The sequence below is a fragment of the Microbacterium testaceum genome (assembly GCF_001476655.1).
Lineage (GTDB): Bacteria > Actinomycetota > Actinomycetes > Actinomycetales > Microbacteriaceae > Microbacterium > Microbacterium testaceum_C.
This window is the reverse complement of record NZ_LDRT01000012.1, coordinates 25,909-48,332: the sequence shown is the minus strand read 5'-3', so window position 1 is coordinate 48,332 and position 22,424 is coordinate 25,909. Positions and strand designations below refer to the sequence as shown.

General features: G+C 66.6%; 13 protein-coding genes. 5 read left to right on the top strand and 8 right to left on the bottom strand.

Going from position 1 to position 22,424, the window contains the following annotated elements:
• The 5 genes from NS220_RS02445 to NS220_RS02425 all read right to left on the bottom strand — a co-directional run bounded on the left by NS220_RS02445 (window position 1) and on the right by NS220_RS02425 (window position 6,755).
• A complete protein-coding gene (locus NS220_RS02445; RefSeq protein ID WP_242864507.1) occupies window positions 1–3,297 on the bottom strand; it encodes a DEAD/DEAH box helicase in 3,297 nt (1,098 codons plus the stop codon).
• 28 nt (window positions 3,298–3,325) lie between these two features.
• Window positions 3,326–3,973: a hypothetical protein gene (locus NS220_RS02440; RefSeq protein WP_058622517.1), complete on the bottom strand. Its 648-nt coding sequence runs from the start codon at window positions 3,971–3,973 to the stop codon at window positions 3,326–3,328.
• A 762-nt stretch (window positions 3,974–4,735) separates the two neighbouring features.
• Window positions 4,736–5,518, bottom strand: coding sequence for an ATP-dependent nuclease (locus NS220_RS02435; RefSeq protein ID WP_193755251.1), 783 nt, complete (start codon window positions 5,516–5,518; stop codon window positions 4,736–4,738).
• Between the two features lie 154 nt (window positions 5,519–5,672).
• Window positions 5,673–6,482 carry a hypothetical protein gene (locus tag NS220_RS02430; protein ID WP_058622515.1) on the bottom strand — a complete coding sequence of 270 codons (810 nt, stop codon included), beginning with the start codon at window positions 6,480–6,482 and terminating at the stop codon, window positions 5,673–5,675.
• 48 nt (window positions 6,483–6,530) lie between these two features.
• On the bottom strand, window positions 6,531–6,755 hold the full coding sequence (locus NS220_RS02425) for a hypothetical protein (protein ID WP_058622514.1): 225 nt from the start codon (window positions 6,753–6,755) through the stop codon (window positions 6,531–6,533).
• 267 nt (window positions 6,756–7,022) lie between these two features.
• On the opposite strand from NS220_RS02425, the gene NS220_RS02420 reads away from it, so the two are divergent.
• Window positions 7,023–8,342 (top strand): hypothetical protein, encoded by a 1,320-nt coding sequence (locus NS220_RS02420; RefSeq protein ID WP_058622513.1) that lies wholly within the window; start codon window positions 7,023–7,025, stop codon window positions 8,340–8,342.
• A 146-nt stretch (window positions 8,343–8,488) separates the two neighbouring features.
• Here NS220_RS02420 and NS220_RS02415 read toward each other — a convergent pair whose 3' ends face one another.
• Window positions 8,489–8,944, bottom strand: a complete 456-nt coding sequence (locus NS220_RS02415) for a VOC family protein (protein ID WP_058622512.1) — start codon at window positions 8,942–8,944, stop codon at window positions 8,489–8,491.
• 98 nt (window positions 8,945–9,042) lie between these two features.
• Here NS220_RS02415 and NS220_RS02410 point away from each other — a divergent pair, with 98 nt between their 5' ends.
• Window positions 9,043–10,029, top strand: coding sequence for a helix-turn-helix transcriptional regulator (locus NS220_RS02410; RefSeq protein WP_058622511.1), 987 nt, complete (start codon window positions 9,043–9,045; stop codon window positions 10,027–10,029).
• A gap of 4 nt (window positions 10,030–10,033) precedes the next feature.
• Entirely contained in the window at window positions 10,034–10,588 is a 555-nt protein-coding gene (locus tag NS220_RS02405; RefSeq protein ID WP_058622510.1) for a dihydrofolate reductase family protein, read from the top strand.
• A gap of 46 nt (window positions 10,589–10,634) precedes the next feature.
• Here the strand turns inward: NS220_RS02405 and NS220_RS02400 are convergent, their stop codons facing one another.
• Window positions 10,635–11,861, bottom strand: coding sequence for an exonuclease domain-containing protein (locus tag NS220_RS02400; protein WP_081322942.1), 1,227 nt, complete (start codon window positions 11,859–11,861; stop codon window positions 10,635–10,637).
• Between the two features lie 317 nt (window positions 11,862–12,178).
• On the opposite strand from NS220_RS02400, the gene NS220_RS02395 reads away from it, so the two are divergent.
• Window positions 12,179–13,558, top strand: a complete 1,380-nt coding sequence (locus NS220_RS02395) for an FAD-dependent oxidoreductase (protein ID WP_058622508.1) — start codon at window positions 12,179–12,181, stop codon at window positions 13,556–13,558.
• Between the two features lie 188 nt (window positions 13,559–13,746).
• On the opposite strand, the gene NS220_RS02390 is transcribed toward NS220_RS02395, so the two are convergent.
• Entirely contained in the window at window positions 13,747–16,680 is a 2,934-nt protein-coding gene (locus NS220_RS02390) for an immunoglobulin-like domain-containing protein (RefSeq protein WP_193755250.1), read from the bottom strand.
• A gap of 340 nt (window positions 16,681–17,020) precedes the next feature.
• On the opposite strand from NS220_RS02390, the gene NS220_RS02385 reads away from it, so the two are divergent.
• Window positions 17,021–22,336, top strand: coding sequence for an immunoglobulin-like domain-containing protein (locus NS220_RS02385; protein ID WP_153004119.1), 5,316 nt, complete (start codon window positions 17,021–17,023; stop codon window positions 22,334–22,336).
• The last annotated feature ends 88 nt before the right edge of the window (window positions 22,337–22,424 follow it).

The window sequence follows — 22,424 nt, the reverse complement described above, 5'->3', positions numbered from 1 at the left end:
TCAGTTGTCTCCCAGCATCTCGTCAACGACCCGCTCGCGTTCTTCGGCATTCATTCGAGCGAGGTCGCCGACTCGGAAGTGTCCGGAGTCTTCCAGCCACGCCCGGCGTTCAGCGACGCCACCGCTGACGGCTTCCAGTGTGATGTCGTGCAGGATCTGGTTCGGACTCATCTCGAACACCTGGCGGGTGAAAATGTGCTTCAGCCGCTCGCGCTGGTCAGGAATCGCGTCGGCCAGGCCTTTGTCGAGCCGACGGACAATCTCCATGCAAAACAGTCCAGCCGTGGAAAACAGGTCGGCGAATGTCTTATCGAGGTCTGCGAAGATGCCCGGGTTCTCGGCCTCGAGCGTGTCGCACATCAGCTGCACGACAGGCTTCGGGGTGAACACGAGCGACGTTTTCTGCTGCGGGATGTATGCGAAGATGTCCTCAGTCAGCGCCGGGTCGAAGTAGTCGGCGAGTTCGGCCTTCTTGGTCAGGAATTCCTTTATCGCTTGATTGAAGACGGCTTCGTCGAATAGGCCGGGAACGCGAGTGATGTTTCCGGTGGCCTGATCAGAGACGTCGCGGCCGTCGCGGAGCTTGCGAAAGTCTTCCTCGGTGATGCCTGTGATCTCGGCGAACACGTCATCCGGTGTGTAGTCGTCGAAGTTGGCGAGCTCGGTGCTGCGGTCGCCGTACGCCATGAGGAACATCGGGATGGTGCGCGCGAACCCGCGCAGATGGTCGCGCGCGGCATCCATCGTCTTGTTCGCGTGCGACTGCGCCTTCTTTGTTTCCTCGCGCGTGACGATGGTCTCGGTGACGCTGTCGAGCGCGCTGTGAAAGATCGCGAGCACACGCGCGTCGAGCTCAGCTTTCGCGCCGGACTTCTTCTCGTCGATCGCGATGAAGTCGGCTTCCGTGGCCGCATCCGCGCCCTCGGCATCGATGTGGCTGAGCGCGATCTGGTGGTCGACGTAGGCGCGTTCGACCTTGGCCTTCACTAGCGCCGCGGTGGACTTCTCGTCGTTCTCAATCTGCTTCGCGGTCATTCCGTATTCGGCCGCCACCTTGGCACGCGTGTCGCGTGCCTTCTCTGTCACGACCGCAGCCACCTGTTTGGCGGCATCGGCAGCCTTCGTTGTTGCCGGGTCGAGTTGCGGAACGTCGGCGTCGGCGTAGATTGGCTTGCCCAGCTCGGCGACCTTCGGGTTGATGACGGTGCCGACATCGATCTGCACGTTGCCGTCCGCGTCGGTCGTTGGCGGCGGGAACGGCATGTCGATCGGACCGACCTGCGTGGCCTTCTTCTCTTTCGCGACGGGCAGCTGGTTGAGGATGTCTTCGAAGTGCTCCACAGCTCGGAAGATGCCGGACACGTTGGCGAACAGCAGGTTCGACAGAAAGCCTCGCCGGACGACTTCGCGAGCCTTGAACACCTGAGGGAACGTGAGTACCTGCGCCGCGTCGAGCTCGATCATCCGACCCTCAGTGTCTTCACCCAGGACGGGGAAAAAGTTCAGAAGTCGTCTGATGTTCTCCCTGCGGTCACCAGTATCAACGGGGGGACTCGGAGCGAGGTTGTTGGCGAACGCATCGAAGATCGTGAGCGTGCGTTCGGGAGCGAAGTCGAAGATGTAGGCGTTCTTCTTCTGAAACATTTTGCCGCCGCGGGTGAACGTGCACGGGTTCTGCGCGCGGAACGCTGCTTGCATATAGAGAGCGGGGGAGGAGAGATTGGACAGCATGATGACCGCTGTCCACTCCGGCACCGTGACGCCAGTCGTAAGTTGACCCACCGACAGCGTGATCGTCTTGCCGCCCTTAGCCTCCGCTTCAACGATACCGGCGCGAACCTCATCGAGTGACTTGCCGACGGTCGCCGCGTCGTCGGCGTCTTCGTCGAGTCCGTCGTTCTCGCCCACGTTCGGGCGACCGTCGCCGGCCGCCAGGATCACCGTATACTCGCCGAAGACGGGATGCTTCTTCAGCAGCCGCTCAAGTGCCTTCGCCGATGCAACTCGGTTGAGCAGCCAGAACGAGTGTCGGATCTCGTCCCTCAGCTCCGAGGTCGAGAACGGGTACTTCTCCAGTGACGTCAGCGCGTCAAGGAACCGAAGCACATCGGCTTCGTACACGAAGAGCCCGTTGTCTTTCGTGGCGAAGAACTCCGCGAGATCGAACGTGTAGTCGACGTTCCCGGCCTCCTCGTCGAGCGCAACGCCCTCGGCGAGGCAATCGGTGATCATCCGGGACAGCTGATAGGTCAGCAGGTTTAGGGTCGGCAGCTGCGCGTACGGATTGTCGACCCCGTCATCCGACCATGAAGTCTTTGCCTCTTGCTCGTCTTCGTACGTCCAGTTGAAGATCTGATCCGCAGCGAACCGGCCCGACGCGAGCGCCTTGAACGGTGTCCCCGACAGGTGCAGCGTGTGGCTGCGGGTGATTTGGGTGAACGCGACATCCGTCTTCGTCGTGTCGACACCCTCGTGCGCTTCATCGATCACGAGGAGATCCCAGTCGGCGTCGGCGATGTGCTTGAGCTTGTCAAACGACCCGCCGAAGTACTTGGACCCCTTCAGATCCTGCAGCGACACGAACTCGATGATGCGCGGGTCTTCATCAATGTGCTCACGGGAGTAGGCGCGCCACTGCTCACGCGTCATCGGGCCGCGCTGACCGAGCGACGGAGAGTCGGACACGAACTGATACGTCGTCTGATGGCCGATGAACCGCTGATAGTCATCGAACCAGGAGTGGGCGATCGCGGGGCGATTCGTCACGATCAGAACTCGACGGGCATCCATTTCGCGCACAAGATCGTACGTCGTCAGCGTCTTGCCGAATCGCGGCTTCGCGTTCCACAACACCTCGTGGGCGTTGCGCGCGCCGAATGCTGTCAGCGCTTGGGTGACCGCTTCGCGCTGCTCGGGGCGCAGTTCGTAGTCGTCCTGCGAGGCCCCTGACTGCGTGGTGAACGACTTCGACGCGAAGTCGAGAAAATACTGCCGACTCGACTTCGGCGCGTCGGCGAACCTATGCCACTCCGTACGGCTCAGGGCGTTCGCGGGATCCACCTCGCGCTCGATGCCCTGCTGCTTGAGAAACGCATGGAAGTCAGAATCACGGAACGTGCCACCGTCTTCGGTGATGAACGCTGCGCGGTAGGCCCACTGCTTCACCTTCGCGATGTTGAGTTGGCTCGCCTGCTGCGCAATGCGCTTGTCTGCCGAGTCTTGCTCGGTGTACCCGATCTTCTCCCAGCCGTCGTACTTTGGGATATCGGGGGTCGTCCACGAGTAGATGTAGGGCACGACCTCGCGGAACGTTCGGATATTCGGGCTAGGCACCGGCTCTCACTTCCTCGTGGATGCGGTCGATCGGGCACGCTGCGTATGTTTCGTATACCGTGAAGTCGAAGCCGCTGCTCTCCCGCAACGACGCGAGCGAGAAAGGTTCTCGCTGCACAATGCCGGGGGAGTGTGCGACGCGATTCCACCACGAGAACTGGATCCCTTCGCCGAGCCAGTCAAGGCCGGTAAGCGTGTTCCCTCGGACAATGTTTGTGTCGATGAGGAAACGTGCCGCGCGGACGACCGTGGAGTCGGGACTGAGCGCGGCATCGTGCCGCGAGTGAAAACCGACGAACTCGGCGAGCATCGCGGCCCGCGCCTCTTCGTGGTTATCTTCGAGGAGTTCGATGCCGTAGATCGATGCCAGCGCGAAGAGCGACTCATCGGCCCACGCATCAGGGGAGAGGCGCTTCTCGACTGCCTGCAGCTTGCGTTGCAGGATTGCGACGAGGAAGTTTCCGTCACCCGCCGCAGGCTCGAGGAAGGTCTTGTCTACGAAATCGGGGCCGTCTTCGAGATCGTCGCTGACGAGATCGAGCATCTGATCGACCATGCAGCGGGGCGTGAAGACCTCCCCATAGGCCCTCACACGGTCACGAGACTTCACGATTCGCTGCTCGACGACCGGAGTCGTCACCGAGCTTCTCCACTCGTCTTGGTCACGGTGTTGCCCCTTCAAGTGCCGATGAGACCATCATGCCGTGCGCGGCAGACACCTCAAGTCCTTCTGCCTGCCGCGTCAGTCGACATGTGCGGCAGCGTGGGCGATCACGGGAGTCCTCGCGACTCCTCGCCGCGCGCCGCACCTCAGTTTGCGCCGAACGCACGGCATCCTGCCAGAGTGCGGCGCTGCATCGACTCGGCGAGGTCATCAACCCGCCGATCCCAGGGCAAAACGAAGTGGACACCTGTAAGGAGTGGACATCTCTCGTCTTCACGCGCGACATCCCAGGCCCCCGGTCGAGGTCGATTCACCCTGACCGTCGCAAAGCGAGGCTGAGGTCAATGACCGCATGGCCTCAGCCGTGTACAGCATGGATCTGAGCATGAAGGGTGACAGACGGTACGGATTTCTGTCCTAGGTCCACGCGACGCGGACGATGAAGCGATCGTGCGCGAGCGGATGGTGTCGATCGGGTTCGCGATCTGTTGCCTCGTGTGTCGTGATCGTGGGGAACCGGCCGCGCGAGTCTCCGCGTGCGACGATCTCTTCGCGCGACCAGGGAGGAGATGACTGTCCGCTAGATATCCGATTGTGCCTGGAAACCAGCCTCAAGCCATCGATCGACGATCCTGCGTGGTGTATCGGATGGCAGTGCCACTGCCGCGAGGATCCGGGCCCGCGTTAGAGCAACGTAGCCAAGCCGAAGCTCCTCTTTCATGACCACCCGCGCTTGGCTCACGGCAGCGCTCCATACGTCTGCGTTCGACTCATGAATTGCTCGCTCTGGCACCTGAGCCACCAATAGAACGGAATCAAGAGACCGACCCTTGACACTGTGCACAGTCTGCACCTCGGTCTCCCGCCGCTCATGTACTCGCAGTGTCGGTATGCCAGACGTGGAACGAGAAGCAGCTCGGCAATTCCCTCCACGAGCAGGACACCCTCGGCGAAGAGGAGGCTGGACTTTGTGGCATCGAGGAAACGTCGAAGGTGCGCGAACCCTTTCGAACTGATCGGAGCATCTGCGAGGGAGTGCGCCGTTGTCGGGGAGTTGCCGTGTCCGCGTCGCAGCACGGTCACTCTGCGCACCTCAGCGGCGGACGCGAATTGCGGCGAGTGGGTGGTCGCGATGACGTGAGTGCTCTGATCAGTAAGCGACTCAAGATAGACCATCAGCAGGGATTGCAGCTGCGGATGCAGATGTGCTTCCGGCTCTTCGACGAGAAGGAAGTTGAGCGGAACTTCATGGTCGGACTCGATAAGCGATAGCAACACGGCAACAAAAAGCAGATTGTTGTAGCCGAGGCCGTTTTCAGCCAGTCGCCCGAGATCGGTCCCGGATCCAGCGAGCGCCTGCAGGCTGGATATGATGCGTTCGAAGCGCGCCTCAGAAAACTTGACAGATGACCCGTGCTCGAACGGGCCAGTACCGGTAATCCCTTGCAGACGCCCTTGCACAGCCTGAGCCGCGGCGATCACAGAGCCGACGGTCTCCAGTTCGTCGTTCGCTCGTTGCATTATGTCAACGAGCGCCTGGCGGTCTGCGTGGCCCACCGGCGCGAGGGAGGACACGAGGTTGGCAAGCCGGTTACCGGGGCCCGGTCGAAGCTCGCCGGCCGCCTCGCGAAGCGCCGGAAGGTAGATGAAACGAATCGCGTCCCGCGCGATCTGCTCAACCTCGTTCTGGCCTAGGTCGCCCCCGTACCAGCGCGTGTACGGACGCCCGTCGGTGCTTAATCGCGAATGCAGCCTTAGTCGTGCATGCGCAGCCCCCAGCGACGGTGCGAGAATTGAGATTAACGATCCTCGTGTCGGCACCGCGGAGCACCGCCCCGACCACCTCGTGCTCGCGAAGAGTCAGCGTGAACGCCGCGGCGACGATGTCGACGACCTCCTGCGGTCGTGCCTCTTCGATCGTCACCACCACGTCGCCTGCCCGGTCGCCGACGCCGCCGAGGGGTGCGGCGTGCAGCACCAGCCACACGCCGTCGGGGGTGCGGGTGCGAATGCGTGGCATCCGGTCCAACGCCCCTGATGCGAAGCGGCGGGCTCCGCCGATGAGCGCCTGGATATAGCTGAGGGGGTCGGTGCCTGGGATGCTGAGCTGCGCGAGCCGTTCTTGCGCGCCGGGGCTCGACTGCACGACGCGACCCGCCGCGTCGATAATGAGCACGGTGGGGCCGGTCGGTTGTGCGGCCTCGCGCGAGGCGACCTGCGACAGCAGGCCGGTCCGGATGCCACGCGTCAGGGCCGGGGCGATCTCGGTCAGCAGGGTGAGTTCCGCGGGGTCGAAGACGGCGTCGTCAGTGCCGCGGAGGATGGACAGCGTCGCCCAGACTCCACCCCGGTCGGCGAATACGACGCGCGCCTCGTCGGCGTATCCAAACCGGGGGAGCACGAGGTCGGCCATGCGCTCGAGGCGGTCGACCTGGCCGCCCGTGGCGGAGTGGATGCCGGCGGCGACGCTGCCGGAGGCGGCCATCTCGTCGTAGTGGGTCGCGTCGGGTTCGCCGCCGTACTCGATGCGCGCTCAGGCGACATCGGACTCGTTGCGCCCCAGCAGGTCGCCGAGTTTGTAGGTGCGCGAGATGAGCGAGGTCGCGGGGCCGGTGCTCGAGAAGCAGCCCGCCACGAAGGGGATGACGCCCAGTAGCGTGGCGGCGGACTCCGCCATGAAGTCCGCGAGCGGAAGACCGGCGCGCGAGAGCACGTCGATGTCGCTGCGCGCACGTCCGGCGGCTAGGGCGGTGACCATGCTGACAGTGTGGTCGCTGCGGCAGGGCGCCGCCATCCCGTATTTCTGGGGGCCAGATTTTCACCCTGGCCTGGGATCGTCGTCGCTCGCCCGGCCGAGCCCGAGCGCCGCAACTTCGCGGCCCCATGGTTTCATCGGGCGTGCTCGACACACCGGTAGGGTGCCTCGCGAGCTTGCGGTTGTGAGATGCTGCCCCATACCGCAACGGGGTGGAGGGGGACCAATGGCAGCTTCAAGATCGACGACATCGAACGCGGGGTTCGCGCTGTGAGCGATCTCGAGCCCAGTGCGGAAGACTTCGATGACATCGAGGTCATCAGCGACGGTGACGGATTCGTTCTCGTGGGCGAACCCACGCAGGTAGCGAAGTTCGTTGCCGTCTCCGGACTGTCGTCCACGTCGTTCGACCTCACGAGGGTGTTGCCGTCGGCCGTTACCGGAGCGACAGTGCTCAACGCCGCAGCAGACATCTCGGCCAACGCTGGTCGGTGGGTGAAGCTCACCGAAGAGTCGGCGAGGGCGGCGCAGCTGCTACCCGTGGTGCAGAACTCGGCCACGAAGTTTTGGCATGCGACGACGCGCGGCGACAAGGGCCGATTCGTGAAGAATTTGCAATTCGTCACGAAGCCGGGATCTCCGCTGGCCAGACCGGGGGCCCTCCTCACGAACCCCGCCGTCCTGTCCGGCGTCGGCGGCATTATGGCGCAGTACGCGATGCAGCAGCAGATGGACGAGATCACCGACTACCTCGCGGCGATCGACGCCAAGGTCGACGAGGTTCTGCGCGCGCAGAAGGACGCGGTGCTGTCCGAGATGATCGGTGTCGAGATGCTGATCGACGAGGCCGTCGTCGTGCGCGACACGGTCGGACGAGTCTCCGAGGTCACGTGGTCGAAGATTCAGAACTCTGCCTCGACCATTGCGCGTACGCAGGCATACGCCTTGCGGCAGCTCGACGCCATCGCGGACAAGGTCGAACGCACGGCCAAGATCGGTGATCTCGCTGATCTGGTGAAGGAGGCGCAGTCCTCCGTCGCGGAATGGTTGAGCGTGGTCGCGAAGTCTTTCCAATTGCAGGAAGCACTCGGGATGCTTGAGCTCGATCGCGTTCTCAGCGCTTCGCCCGAGGAGATCGACGAACACCGGCTCGCACTCACGACGGCCCGTCAGCGCCGTCGCGACGTCATCGTGCAAACGACTCGGTCGCTGCTGACGCGGATGGACGCGGGAGCCGAACGAGCCAACGCGAAGGTGCTCCTCAACCCGTTCTCCGCGGGAACTGTCGTGCAAGCTCGAAACGATGTCGCGGAGGGGCTCGGCCATTTCCATACGGCCCTGGGGCTGGCGGAGCACCAGGATTCCGTCGAGGCCCGCGGCTGGGTCCGTGCAGCGGCGGACGTCCGGGACGACGTCATCGAAGCCGGTACGGAAGGTGCGCAGGCCGTCGGACGCTTCAGTGGCGACGCGCTCGAGAGCGCGCGTCAGTCTGCGGGGCGATGGGCGGAGAAGCTCGCGAAGCGCCTGCAGCGTGAGGACGGGCCTCCTGCAGACGAGGAACGTCCGCCCTCCGGAGCTATCCAGAGTTGATCACACTGCTCCACTTCACGCTGCATAGCGGTTCAGCAGCGGGACGGCGCGTGACGTCTCGCAAGGGTGAGGGCTGGCATGCATAGCTCGGCCCTACACGAACGGGTCGCGGGCCTCGCGCGCGCTGCACCAGACCCGCGAAGCGCCTAAGACGCATCGACGCTGCAGCTCCACGTCACCCCAAACCCATCCGTCAACATCCCGAACCCCGCGCTCCACGCCGAAGCCGCCAGCGGCTCGACGATCGTGGCATCCACCGCCAGAGCGTCCCAATAGCCCTGCAGCTCCTCGAGCGTCGGCGCGCTGATCGACACGAACACCGCCTGCTCGGTGATCGTCGTGCCGTTCTCGCGGCGCGTCGCGCCGCCGCCCGCGATGCCGCCCTCGGTGAGGCCTGGGATGTCGTAACCCATCACGCGGAATCCGTTCTCGGCAGCGACCATGCCGAAGACGACCTTGTCGGATCCGGGTATCTCGGCCGGCATCCCGAAATCGGCGTACGTGTTGATGACGAGGTGTCCGCCGAAGACGGACTGGTAGAACGTGAGCGCCTCACGGGCGTCGCCGCGGAAGTTCAGGTGGGTGGTGGTCTGCACGGACATGTCTGCTCCTCGGTATCTGGGCCGGAATCGGCTCGTGGAACGACAGTCCCACCCGTATAGGTCTGTTTCTGTCCTAGAAGCGATCTACCGTGGATGCCATGGCCACGACGTCGCGACTACTCACGCTGCTGTCGCTGCTTCAGGCCCGACGCGAGTGGCCGGGGTCGGTGCTGGCGTCGCGGCTCGGCATCAGCGATCGCACGGTGCGGCGCGACATCGATCGGCTCCGCGAGATGGGTTACCGCATCGATTCGACGATGGGCCCCGACGGCGGATACCGGCTCGAAGCCGGCAACGACATGCCCCCGCTTCTGTTCGACGACGATCAGGCACTCGCGGTCGCGATCGCGCTGAGGGCGGCGCCCGCGCTCGGTGCCGGGATCGGCGAGGCCGCGGTCCGGGCTCTCGCGACGATGCGTCAGGTGCTTCCGTCGCGGCTTCGGCATCGGCTCGACGCTGTCGAGGTCACGACGGTGGGGCGTCCGGGCGAGGCGCCCGCGGCCGCGGTGCCGCTCGCCGTTCTGCTGACGCTGGCGCAGGCCGTGCGCGACCGGGTCACGCTGCGGTTCGATTACCTGCCGAGGGGCGAGGGCAACGCTCAGCCTCGCCGCGTCGAGCCGCACCATCTCGTGACTTCGCACGGTCGGTGGTACCTGCTCGGGTGGGATCTCGACCGCGACGACTGGCGACTCTTCGCCGCCGAGCGGGTCCGCCCGCGCGTGCCGCACGGCGCTCCCTTCGTGCCGCGGGTCGTGCCCGGTGGTGACGTCGACGCCTTCGTCTCGGGGCGTTTCAAGGGATCGGATGCCAACGAGTGGCCGTGCCGCGGAACGGTCGTCCTGCACGCGCCCGCGCATCGCGTTCTGCCCTTCGCGGGCGATGGAACGGTCACAGCGGTCGATGACAGCCGCTGCACACTCGAAGCCGGATCGTGGTCGTGGGGTGCGCTGGCGGCATCCTTCGGTCGGTTCGAAGTGGCGATGGAGGTCGTCGGGCCGCCCGAGCTCGCGGAGGCGTTCGCGATGCAGGCGGAGCGATTCGCGGCGGCGGGCTCTTCCGCGCAGGAGTCCCGGCGAGGAAGCTGAGGGGGTGACCCAGCCCCTCCGCTACGCCATCAACGTGACTCTCGACGGCTGCTGCTCGCACGAGGAGGGCCTCCCGCCTGATGACGAGTCCATGGCGTTCTGGACCGACGAACTGCGCCGCTCCGATGCGCTCCTCTACGGGCGCGTCACGTATGAGCTGATGCAGGGCGCGTGGCGCCGGCCCGATTCGGGGGAATGGCCGGACTGGATGGATGCCAGTGAGGTGGCCTTCTCCGAGGTGATGGATCCGATGCGGAAGGTTGTGGCATCCGCGACTCTCGACAAGGTCGACTGGAACGCGGAGCTTCTCGATGGCGACGTGGTCGACGCGGTGCGGCGGTTGAAGGAGCGGCCGGGGCGGGGGATCTCGCTCGGCGGTGTGCGGTTGCCGGTGGCGCTCGCCGCGGCGGGGCTCATCGATGAGTACATGTTCGTCGTGCACCCGGTTGTGGCGGGGCGCGGGCCGCGGCTCCTCGAAGGGGTCGACGTCACTCTCGAGCTCGTGGAACGGCGGGACTTCCGGTCGGGCGCAACCATGCAGCGATACCGGCCGGTGTGACGTGACGAAGGCGTGAGTTCCTGGGAGTGGAACGGTCGCCGCGGGGTCAGCTCCACTCGACGGGCGGAGCGACCGGCACGGCGATGCCCTCTCGCTCCCACGCCCTACGGGCTCCGCGTTTCAGGCGTTCATTGCAATGAACGCCGCAGACGTGACGCTCGCGATGAACCCAGTGCGCCTTCGCGGGCACCGACGTGCCGCACCACACGCAGGGCTCGTCGCCCTTCGCCGGGCCCGTGGGGTGGGCGAGTGCCGCCCGAAACCATGCCCAGAAGTCATCGCTGCTCTCACCTGAGGTTGCCTGCGTGATGACCCACTCGGGCACCTTCGACCGACCTCCGCCGGCCGAGATCTTCGCACGCAGTTCTTCCTCGCCGATCGACATCCGCGTGATGAATGCGTCTTCGGTGATTATTTCGAGTGCCTGCCCCTTCTCAACCTGCAGGAAGGCCTTCGCAAGCTTCGAACTGAAGGCGGCACCGGGGCGGAAGGTTCGGTCATCGAAGTCTCCGGTGACGAGGATCGTCGTACTGCGTGTGACCCCGTCCTGCCAAGTGCCGCCCTGCTCTACGACGAGCTCGCGAGCCCTGTTGCGCACCATCTGCTTCAAGGCCCCGGTGAAGCACACGACCTCGCCCGCGAACCCCGTTCCCACGATCGCGTCGGGCTCCGCCGTCAGGCCGCGGAAGAGCGCGTCGTCGCGCTCGGTCCATGTACCGGTGAGGGCTACCGCGAGTCGCTTCGACAGCTCGTCGAGCGATGACGCGGTGGCTCGTGTGGCGAGGGCAATCAAGACGAGCGCGGACGTCCGAGCATCGGCGAGCGGATTGTGGTGGTTGAAACTCGGGAGCCCCAGATGATCGGCGACCCACGGGAGCGAGTACGAGGGCAGATGGAGTGCGGCCCGAGACAGCTGAAGAGTGCAGACCACGCTGAGTGACGGCAGATCGATGTCGTAAGCGCCGCAGCTATTGAGCAGGACCGAAGTGTCGAACGCTGCGTTGTGTCCGACGACCGTGTCGTCTCCGATGAATGCTCGGAGCTCGGGATAGACCTCGGGCCACAGAGGCGCGTCTTCAACGTCCCGAGCCCTGACGCCGTGAATGCGCACGTTCACGGGCTCGAACTCACCGTGTTCCTCCGGCGGGCGGATGAGCGTGTGAAAGTCGTCCACGACGACACCGTCTCGGACGCGCACCGCACCAACAGCGCATGCCGAAGACGGCGACCTGTTCGCCGTCTCGAAATCCAGTGCAACGAAGTCGATTACCAAAATGCCCCCCCGGGTAGCAGCAATGAATTCTCGTCAACGTACGCGATCGTCTCGGCGAGGCCGGCATCCACGGCCCGGCGTGGCGGCGGCGACGAACTCGTCACGGAGGGCGGCGAGCTGGGCGGTCTCGATGCTCGAGGCGAGAGTGGCCCGGCTATGAAACGGAGCCCCGTCGCGTTCACGCACGAACTCGGACGATTCCTTGCGAACACGATCGTTCGTTACGGTCTGACCGTACCGAACTGCGCCCGACAGTCTGGCCGCCGCGCATGAAGAGCAGAGTCGTACCGTCGCCCACCCGAAAGCACGGTCTGCTCATGCCCTCTGCCTCCGAAACCCCTCTCGACGAGCGCGCCGCCACGTTGCGTGCGGCGCTCGGCTCCCGCGTCGTCTTCGCCGGCGACCCCGAGTACGACGTCGTCCGCATGCCGTGGAACGTCGCCGTCGACCAGCGCCCCTTCGCCGTCGCCACGCCCGAGTCCGCCGAGGAGGTGGTCGACATCGTCCGCGCGGCGACCGCCGCGGGGCTGCGGGTCGCGCCGCAGTCCACGGGGCACGCCGCCGCGGGTCTGGCGGAGTCGGGTCTCGCCGACGTGGTGCTCGTGCGCCTCTCGACCCTGCGCGGCGTGACCGTGCACCCCGACAGCCGCACGGCGATCGTGCTCGGTGGCTCGCACTGGAACGACGTCCTCGCCGCCGCCGCCCCCCACGGCCTCACCGCCCTGCACGGGAGCGCGGGCGACGTCTCCGTCGCCGGCTACGCGCTGGGCGGCGGCGTCTCGTTCTACGCCCGGGCCCACGGGCTCGGCGTCAACGCCGTGCGGGCCGTGCAGATCGTCACCGTCGACGGATCGTTGGTGCGCGCCAGCGCCCACGAGAACACCGACCTGTTCTGGGCCGTCCGCGGCGGCGCAGGCTCGTTCGGCATCGTCGTCTCGCTCGAGATCGACCTGCTGCCCCACGCCGACGTGTTCGCCGGGATGCTGCTCTGGGACGCCTCGGTCACGCCGGCGGTCAGTCGCGCGTGGGCGAAGTGGACGGCATCCCTCCCCGAATCGGTCACCTCGACCCTGCGCGTGATGAGCTTCCCGCCGCTGCCCCAACTGCCGCCGTTCCTGTCGGGGCGGTCGGTCGTCGTGGTCGACGGCGCGATCCTCGAGACCGACGCCCGCGCGGCCGAGCTGCTGGCCCCGCTGCGCGAGCTCGCGCCCGAGATCGACTCGTTCGGCCGGATCCCGGCATCCGCTTTGGTGCAGGTGCACATGGACCCGCCGCAGCCGGCCCCCGCGGTCACACGCCATCGCCTGCTCTCGTCGCTGCCCGAAGAGGCGGTGGCCGCGTTCGTGGCGGCATCCGAGGATCCGGGACTCTTCGTCGCCGAGCTCCGCCATCTCGGCGGTGCGGCTGCGCGCCCGGCGGCGGACGCGGGAGCGGTGTCGGCGGTCGCGGGCGACTACCTCGTGCACGGCATCGCGGTGCCGCCCGTGCCGGAGGCGGTTCCGGCGGCCACGGCCGCGGCCACTGCGCTCGTCGACGCGCTCGCGCCGTGGGCCGGCGACGGCCTCGCGCTCACCTTCATCGACGGGGGAGCGGATCGCGCGCCGGGCTTCGGGGCGTCGATCGACCGGCTGCGCGCGCTGAAGGCCGACTGGGATCCGCGGAACGTGTTCGCCGCGGCGAATCCGGTCGAGGACTGACGGATGCCGGCGGGCGGGGCCGTCTCTCCGGCCCGCCGGCACCTCACCCACGTCACGACGAAGCGACCCGATAGCGTGAGGGAAGAATCCGCAGCGTGCGAACTGACGGTTCCCTGTCAGCCGCGATCGGAGCGAACTCCGGGGGCCCACAGAGGCGGGTGCCAGGGCCTTCGCCCGCCCGCGCCCGATCATTTCCGCGCGCCGTAGGCCGCGTCGACGCGTGAGGTCACCTGCTTGCCGTCGATGGTGGCCGTAGCGGAAACCGTCGCCGTGCCCGCGGGAATCGTCGTCCTGCGGGAGTTGACGGTCGCGCTCACCGTCTGGTTGGGCTTGACGGTGACGAAGGTCTTCTTTCCATACTCCGTGACGACGTCGACCCGCACCGGCACCGTCGAACGGTTGGTCGCGGTGACGATGACGTACGTCTTCCCGGCGATCTTGCGAGTGGAGGCCGTGGCATCCATCGGCAAGACCGAAGAACCCTCGGCCGCACGGATCCCGGTCACTTCGTCGCGCGATGCGGCGACGAGACCGTCCGTGTACCCGTCGTAGGCGACGGACACCGTCCCGGACACCTGATCGGGCACGATGACGCTCGCCGTACCGTCGGCGGCGAGACGCACGGTCTGCGTCCATTCGCCGCCCGCGAGTGTGACGCTGCCGGCGAGAGTGCCCTTGTCCTGTGCCGTGACGGCCACGCGCAGGACACGGGTCGCGGCCGTGTACGTCGCGTCGGTCTGCGAACCGACGGCGGCGATGCCGGTCCAGTTCTCCAGCGCCGTCGACACGGCCTGAGGGATACCGAGGAACGCGCCGTGGCGCGTGATCTCGGGCATGCCATCGGTCGAGACGCGACCGGTGACGCCCGGTCCGGGCTGCTTGGTGTCGAACCATCCCGGTGTCTGGGAGAGACGGTTGCTCCATGACGAGGCCAGCACCTGCTTCTCGCTCGTCATGAACGGGATGTAGCTGAACTCGTCGGCGAGCAGCACGAGCGCGTCCTGATCGGCGTTGTTGTTCGGGTCACCCGCGTTCAGCTTCACCGACGCCGCACCCTCGAACGGCAGCAGCGACTCGTCGACGAGCTGCCAGGTGCGCTCCGGGTCGTTCGCGGGCGAGGTGACGGTGGTGGGCGAGGTGAGCACCTTGGAGCGCTCGAGGAAGGTCATCTTTCCGGCGGGCAGGTACTGACCGGCGGAGCGGCCCTCTTCGTTCTTCGTCAGGCGGTAGTAATAGTCGCCGATCTGGAAGACCGAGGAGTCGATGCGCGAGTAACCGGTGTTCTGCCACGCGATGGGCGGGTACGAGAAGGTGCGGAAGTCGCGCGTGATGACGGCCATCACCTGGTTGTACGAATCGTTGTACTTCCCGCGCACCGGGTTGGTGCGGGTCTCGTCCTGGTAGATGCGCGAGGAGAAGAAGACGACATAAGACTGCAGAGCGTCGTCCCAGAATGCCTCGGGTGCCCAGCTCATACCGGCAGTAGGGGTGTTGACGGTGATACCGCCGTCACCGTCGCCATTCGTGCGAGTCCAGTTGACCATGTCGGGCGACTCGTACACCTCGAGTTTGATCGAGCCGTTGGTCTGGAAGCCGTCCCAGTTCCCGCTGGAGGTGTCGAGGTCGGTGGCGACCATGTAGTACTTGTCGCCGTCGTGCGAGCGCAGCACGTACGGGTCGCGCAGACCCTTGGTGTCGGCGTCCGAGACGATGACGGGCTGTCCGCCGTTGCGGGTGCGGAAGGAGAAGAAGTCGTTCCCCTCGGTGGAGGACACCCAGATCTGCTCGAGGTCGCGGCCGTTCTCGGTCTTGAAGTTGACGGACGCATAGGCCGCATTCGGGGCGGTGCGCGTCTTCTCCTTCACCGCCACGGGAATGGGGTCGCTCGTCACCGTGAAGCCGTTCAGGGTGACCGTCGCGGTGACGCTCGCTGTGACGTCACCGGTCCCGTAAGCGGGACGCGTCACGATGCCGCCGCCGCCATACGGGTCGGCGGTGGCGGGGCCGTTGGCGGTCTGTGCCGTCGTCGGGGTGATGATGCCGGCGTTGCTCGATGCCCACGTGATGTCGGAGCCGAAGATCGGACCCTTCACCGCGAGCGCCAGATTGTCGGTCGTGGTCTGATTCACCGCGCTGACCGCGGCGCGGAGGTCAGCCTTGGCGGCCTCGAGCCCGGGCGGAACGACGTTCACGGTGACCGAGCTGGTGACCGATGGAGCGAAGACGGACGTTGCGGTGATCACGGCCTCCCCCTCGGCGCGTGCGGTGATACTGCCGTCGCCGGCGACGGAGACGATGGAAGGCGCCGAGGAGGACCATCGCACCGCGCCCGGGGCGCCAGTGGGCTGAACTTCGGCGCGAAGCGTCGCTTTGCCGTTGACCGCGGTGGTGAGCGAGCCATCGGCGACGCCGTCGCCCTTCACCGCGAGCGACGTGACCGGCACGGGCGCCTGCGCGTCGTCCCAGATCGAAATGTCGTCGAACGAGCCGTTGAACGTGCGGTCGTTGGCGTAGAAGGAGCGTCCGAGATAGGCAGTCGTCGACTGCAGATCCGACATCTTGATCGTGACGTCGTCCTTGTACCCCGCGAGCTCGTCGTCCACGTACATTGCGAGCAGGCCCGCCTGCACCGTCAGGCGGTAGGTGTGCCAGCCGGGTGTTGCCGAGAAGGAGAAGCCCTGCTCATTGCGCCACTGGTCGGTGGCGATGGCGACCCGGCCGCCACCGTTGTCGTCGATCTTGATGAGCAGGTAGCGGTGATCGTCCTTGCCGATGCCGACGGTGAAGAAGCCGTTACCCGACGACGCCGAGGTCAGGTCGAACTCCATCGTGAAGTCGTCGCCGACGGAGCCGAATACGGCGTCGGGGATGCGAGCGTAGGTGTTCGTCGCGCCCGAGAGTTGCAACGCCGTCGACGTCCGGCCCGCGGGGACACCGAAGGCCGGGCTACCGATTCGCGTATCGATGTCGTGTCCGTGGCCTGTCGAGTCGAGGCCGCGGTTGGCCGGGTCGTCGAAGTCATACCGGGCAACGGGCTCATCGTCGACGGCCGAAGCCGTCACCGGAACCGAACCCGCAACGAGCGCGGCGAGCACGGCCGTCGCAATAGACGTGCTTCTCATGATTCCCACTGGGCGATCCTCCTTGATCGGTGTAGCTCGTCCCCGCATCGGACGGGCCCCGTGCTCCAGATCTCCCGATTCATCTGATCTTTACCGTCTGGATGCACCTGGCCGGGGTGGAGCAGCACACCATCTGCTTGTCGACGCCACCCCCGACGGGGACCCCTCGATCACAGGAGATGCGAGTGTGCGAACTCCACATGCAGGCAAGACCGTACCAGGCCGGCCAGGTGCGTAGTTAGCGCGAACATGTCATAATCCACCCACCACCTGGTGGCGACAGGCGCAGCGCGCCGGTTCCCAGGGCAACAGCGTCCAGACCCCAAAGGCGGGAACTCTGATGAAGTCCTCTTCCGTGTTGCGCGTGTGCGCTACGGCCACCGTCATTCTCTCGCTCGCGGCGACCTCCCTTCCCTCCGCGGCAGTCGCCTCGCCTGTGCAGGCCCCGGCTGCGACGTACGCTTTCGATGATGGGACGGCCGCAAACGGCGTCACCGGATCGCCGCCCCTCGCTCTCACGGGTGGAGCCGACATCGCTGCACAAGCGGACCGTGAAGGCAACCGCGCGCTCGTGTTCGGCGGTGCGGCACCGGCGGCAGCCGTCGACGGGTCGGTGTACGACGAGGCCCGGGCTTCGGGCGCTGTCACGGTCGAGTTCGATGCCCGCTCCGACCGCTCCGACGGAAACTTCTTCACCTATGCGCTGGGCATCGACCAGAACACCTACCTCTTTCTGCGTCTTCGTGGCGGGCAAGCCTATGCGGCCGTGACCTCATCGTCGTGGCAGGGCGAGACGACGTTGTCGGCCTCCGTCGACACGTCGGCCTGGCACCGATACGCCCTCTCCTTCCAGAACGGCTACCTCCTGCTCTCCGTCGACGGGGGAGCCCCCGTCGTCAGCGCACAGAGCAGTGTTCGCGTGAACGATCTGCTGGCCAACGGGTTCTCGTCGTCGTTCGGGAAGTCGTTCTACCCCGCCGACGCGGCTTTTGCCGGCGCGATCGACAACGTCGCCGTGTGGGGTCACGGCATCGATGCGCCCGCGGAGGTCCTGGCCACCGTTCCCTCGTCCCTCACCTTCGACACCACCAGCGCGCAGCTCGCCGACGGCGGCGGACGCGTGACGTGGACCTCGCAGACCCCCGGCGTGACGATCGGATCGGACGGGCGCACGGCCACCATCACGCGCCCGGCCTTCGGCCAGCCCGACGCGAAGGGCACGCTGACGGCGACGGCCGCTATCGCGGGAGCGACCTCCGAGAAGCAGGTCGACGTCACGGTGATCGCCGAACCGAGCGAAGAAGCCAGAGCCCTGGCCGACCTCGACCACGTCCGTATCCCCGGGCTGAGCGAGGTGCGCTCCGACCTGACCCTTCCGACAACCGGGTCGGTCTATGGCTCGGCGATCACCTGGACCTCGTCGGATACCTCGGTGGTGACGGATGCCGCTGCTGGCGAGATCGCTGCCGGTGTCGTCACCCGCCCGACCGACGGCGACCGCGAGGTGACGCTGACGGCTACCGCGGGCACCGCGTCACGCGAGTTCCGCACACGCGTGCTCGCGGCACCCGCCCCCGTCGCGACAACCGACTACGTCTTCGCGCACTTCACGAACAACGAGGAGTCGCACACCGACGAGCAGATGTACTTCGCCACCAGTGCTGACGGTCTCACGTGGAACGACACCCGGCCGGCCAGCCAGCCGCTGCTCACCTCGACCATCGGCGACCTCGGGGTACGAGACCCCTACCTCGTGCGATCACCCCAGGGAGACACGTTCTACCTCATCGCCACCGACCTGAACATCCACGACCGCGGCGGCTGGGGCGCTCCCCGCGCCTACCGGGACCAGAGCACGAACATCGTGGTGTGGGAGTCGCACGATCTGGTGACGTGGTCCGAGCCCCGCCTGGCGGACGTCGCTTCGAAGATCCCGGATGCCGGCATGGCGTGGGCCCCGGAGGCATTCTGGGACGCGAAGGCCGGTGTCTACTACGTGTACTGGTCGACCGCTCAGATGGACGATTCCGGGTCGTTCGGCGGCGCCAAGAGCAAGATCTACATCTCGACCACGCGCGACTTCGTCACCTTCACCGACCCGCAGCTGTGGATCGAGCGGCCGCGGGACGGGATCATCGACACGACGATGTTCTCGGCGAACGGGAAGTACTACCGGGCCTCGGCCGACGCGCAGATCACCGTCGAGCAGAGCGATTCGGTGCTCGGACAGTGGTCGGAGGTCGGCACCCTCAAGGGCATCCTCCAGGATGACAAGTACGACCGCCGCAACTTCGAGGGACCCGAGCTCTTCGCGTACAACGCCGACGACATCCCCCAGGCCAAGGGCAAGGCGATGCCGTACGGCCTGATGGCCGATCACCCCAACGGCGGCGACTCGACCGTTCCCGAGGGCTACGTGCCGTTCTTCACGTCCGACCCGGGGAGTTCGTCGATCGACGACTGGGCGCAGGCCCCGCACGTCGACTTCGGGACGCTGAAGAAGCGGCACGGCTCGATCCTGCCCGTCACCGCCACCGAACGCTCCGCGCTCGAGGCCGCCGCCAGCGCCTCCACGGGGAGCCTGCCGCTGACGCAGCCGGCGAACACCCAGTCGCTGCAGGACGCGTGGAAGGCCGCGACGGCGTTGTCGTCGAGCGACTTCACCCCGGGATCGTGGACCAGCCTGCGTGCCGCGCTCGCGCGGGCTGCGGCCGTCCTCGCCGATCCCTCGGCGACGCAGACGTCCTCCGACGCCGCTCGGACTGCTGTGGACGACGCGGCACGCTCCCTCGTCGCCGTTCCCGCTGCAGAGCCCATTGCCCGGTACGACTTCTCGGACGGAACCGGAAACGATGTCTCCGGCAACGGCCACGACCTGATCCTCTCGGGTGGAGCGGCTGTCGAGAAGGATGCAGCTCGGGGCGGCGACCGCGTGCTCGCACTGCACGGCGGAGCGGACTTCGCCCGCATCCCCGACGCGGTGTTCGCCGCAGCGGACGACGAGGTGACGATCGACTTCTCGGCCACCTCACGCATGACCACCGGCAACTTCTTCTCACTCGCGGTCGGAGCCAACGACCAGCGCTACTTCCTCTTCTCCGCGTGGCAGGATCACATCCGCTCCGTGATCTCGAAGGACACCTGGCGGGCCGAGCAGGGTGTGGGACGCGTCGACGTCGACGGCGCCGCCTGGCACGATTACCGGATCGTGCTTCGGCCCGGTTCGCTGGCGCTCTTCCAGGATGGCGCGTTGGTCGGGTACGACACGAAGGTGACGACGATCCTGTCCGACCTCGGTGGCACGCTGGCGTACATCGGCAAGTCGTTCTACGCGAACGACACGGGCTGGGACGGCTCGATCGACGACCTCGCCATCTACCCGGCAGTGTCGGACGTCGTCGTGCCCACCGGCTTCACCATCGCCGGCACCGGCGTCGCTGACGGCGAGCTCACCGTCGCCCAGGGCGCTTCCTCTGCCCTGACGGCGTGGCCGTCGCCCGACGAGGCCACACGCACGCGCGTCTCGTGGGCATCGTCGGATACGTCGGTCGCGACGGTCGACGCCGCGGGGCGCGTCACGGGCGTACGCGAAGGAACGGCCACCATCACCGCCACGGGGCTGGTCGGGGGCGCCACCGCCTCCGTCGCCCTGACCGTCGGTGCCGCTTCAGCCGACCAGGTCCGCGCGAACCTTCGCGCTGATCTCGAAGCCGCCGCGGCGATGGTCGCCACCGAGACCACGGAGAACCTTCCGCTCGTGACGACCGGGCCGCTGCACGGCTCGCGCCTCACCTGGGCCTCGTCCGACTCGGCGCGCGTCACGCCGACCGACCCGGCCTACGTCGCTCCCACTGTCGGCTCCGCAGACCCCTACGCGGGCGGCGGGCGCGTGACCCGCACCCCCTACGGCCACGGTGACACGACCGCGACCCTGACCCCGACCGCCACCTCTGGTGCGTTCACCGAGGTGGGCAGCCCCCTCACGGTCACGGTGAAAGAGCGACCGCGCACCGCTCCCGACGTCGGGTACGCGTCGGCGAACTTCGCCACGACGAACGGCCGCGACGAAGAGAAGATCTGGATCTCGTCGACGAACGAGAACAACTTCTTCACCTTCGAGGTGCGAAACGGCGGCGAGGCGGCGATCGCGTCGGATGCCGACACCTTCGGCCTGCGCGATCCGTACCTGTTCCGCTCGCACGACGGCGACAAGTACTACATGATCGCCACCGACCTCAACACGGCCGGCGGAGACTGGGGCCATTACACCACCCACGGCTCGCTGAAGATCGAGGCATGGGAGTCGACCGACCTCGTGCACTGGAAGCGCACCAACGGGGACGGCAACGGCGGCGTCGAGGTCAACTCCGACCTCGCCGGCATGACCTGGGCGCCGGAGGCGTACTGGGACGACCAGCTGCAGTCATACGTCGTCTTCTTCGCCTCGCGGATGTACCAGGATGCCGCGCACTCCAAGCCCGTGCCCGGTGCGAACGGCGGCGGCTACGAGCAGGTGCTGCTCGCGATCACGCGCGACTTCCGCACCTTCACGGCGCCTCCGATCGCCTGGCAGAACACGGGGTCGTACCGCATCGACAGCTCGGTGTTCAAGATCGGTGACGACTACTACCGTCTGACGAAGAACGGCGAGCCGGGGGCGGAAGCCACCGCGGGCCACTCCAACATTCTGGAGAAGTCGAAGGTGCTCACCTCGACGGTCACCACGCCGTCGGAGAAAAACGATCCCGCCACCGGGTGGCAGAAGGTCGACCAAGACCTGCTGCTGTTCGAAGGGCCGGCGTCGGTGAAGCTCAACCCGGGCGACCCGAACAACAACGCCGCGGGCGACGCGATGATCCTGCTCAGCGACCTCAACACCGAGAACGGCTACATCCCGTTCATGACCAGCGCGTCGCAGATCGCGAATTCCAGCTGGAACAACCGTCTCTCTCAGACGCCGGGATGGTTCACGACCAAGCAGCACGGCCCCGGCGTGACCGGGCGGGTGTCGACGGACGGGCTCCCCGATGTGCGTCGACACGGAGCCTTCGTGAACGTGCCGCGGACAGTGCTGGATGCCACGCACGGGTGGACCGGTATCACGGCGGTGGGTTCGAGCACCGACGCGACGTACGACGCGGCGACGCGGACGCTGCGCGTGGCGGTCACGGCAGCGGACAAGGGCAATCTCGCGGGCAGCGTGGCACTGACGGGAAGCGGGTGGTCTCAGACGGTGCGCCTCGCTGCCGACGGCACGGCTACTGTCGTCGTGCCCGATGGGGTGACCGGCACGGTGTCGGTCGCGTACGACGGGTACACCGACGGCCTGGTCGCCGCGTCTCGCGACGAGGTGAGCGGGATCGCCGCCCCCGGACCGATGGTGGAGGCCACCGCCTCGCCTCGCAAGATCGCGGGGAAGGCGTACGTTACCGTCACGGCGACCAACCGTTCGACGGTGCCGGCGAAGATCGAGATCGTCACGGCGTACGGGAAGAAGACCTTCACCGACGTCCAGCCGAATCAGAAGGTCAGCGCCGCGTTCAACTCCCGCGCGGCGACGATTCGTGCCGGCAAGGCCACGGTCACCGCGACGGCCACGATCGGCGGGGAGAAGACCACGTCCACCGTCGAAGCGCGCTACAAAGCGAAGAATTGACCACGACAGCCCCGCTCGGCCCCGGACCTCAGCCACAGGCGTGATCCCCGGGGCCGAGCTGGGGCTGTCTTCCGCCCACCCCCACCGG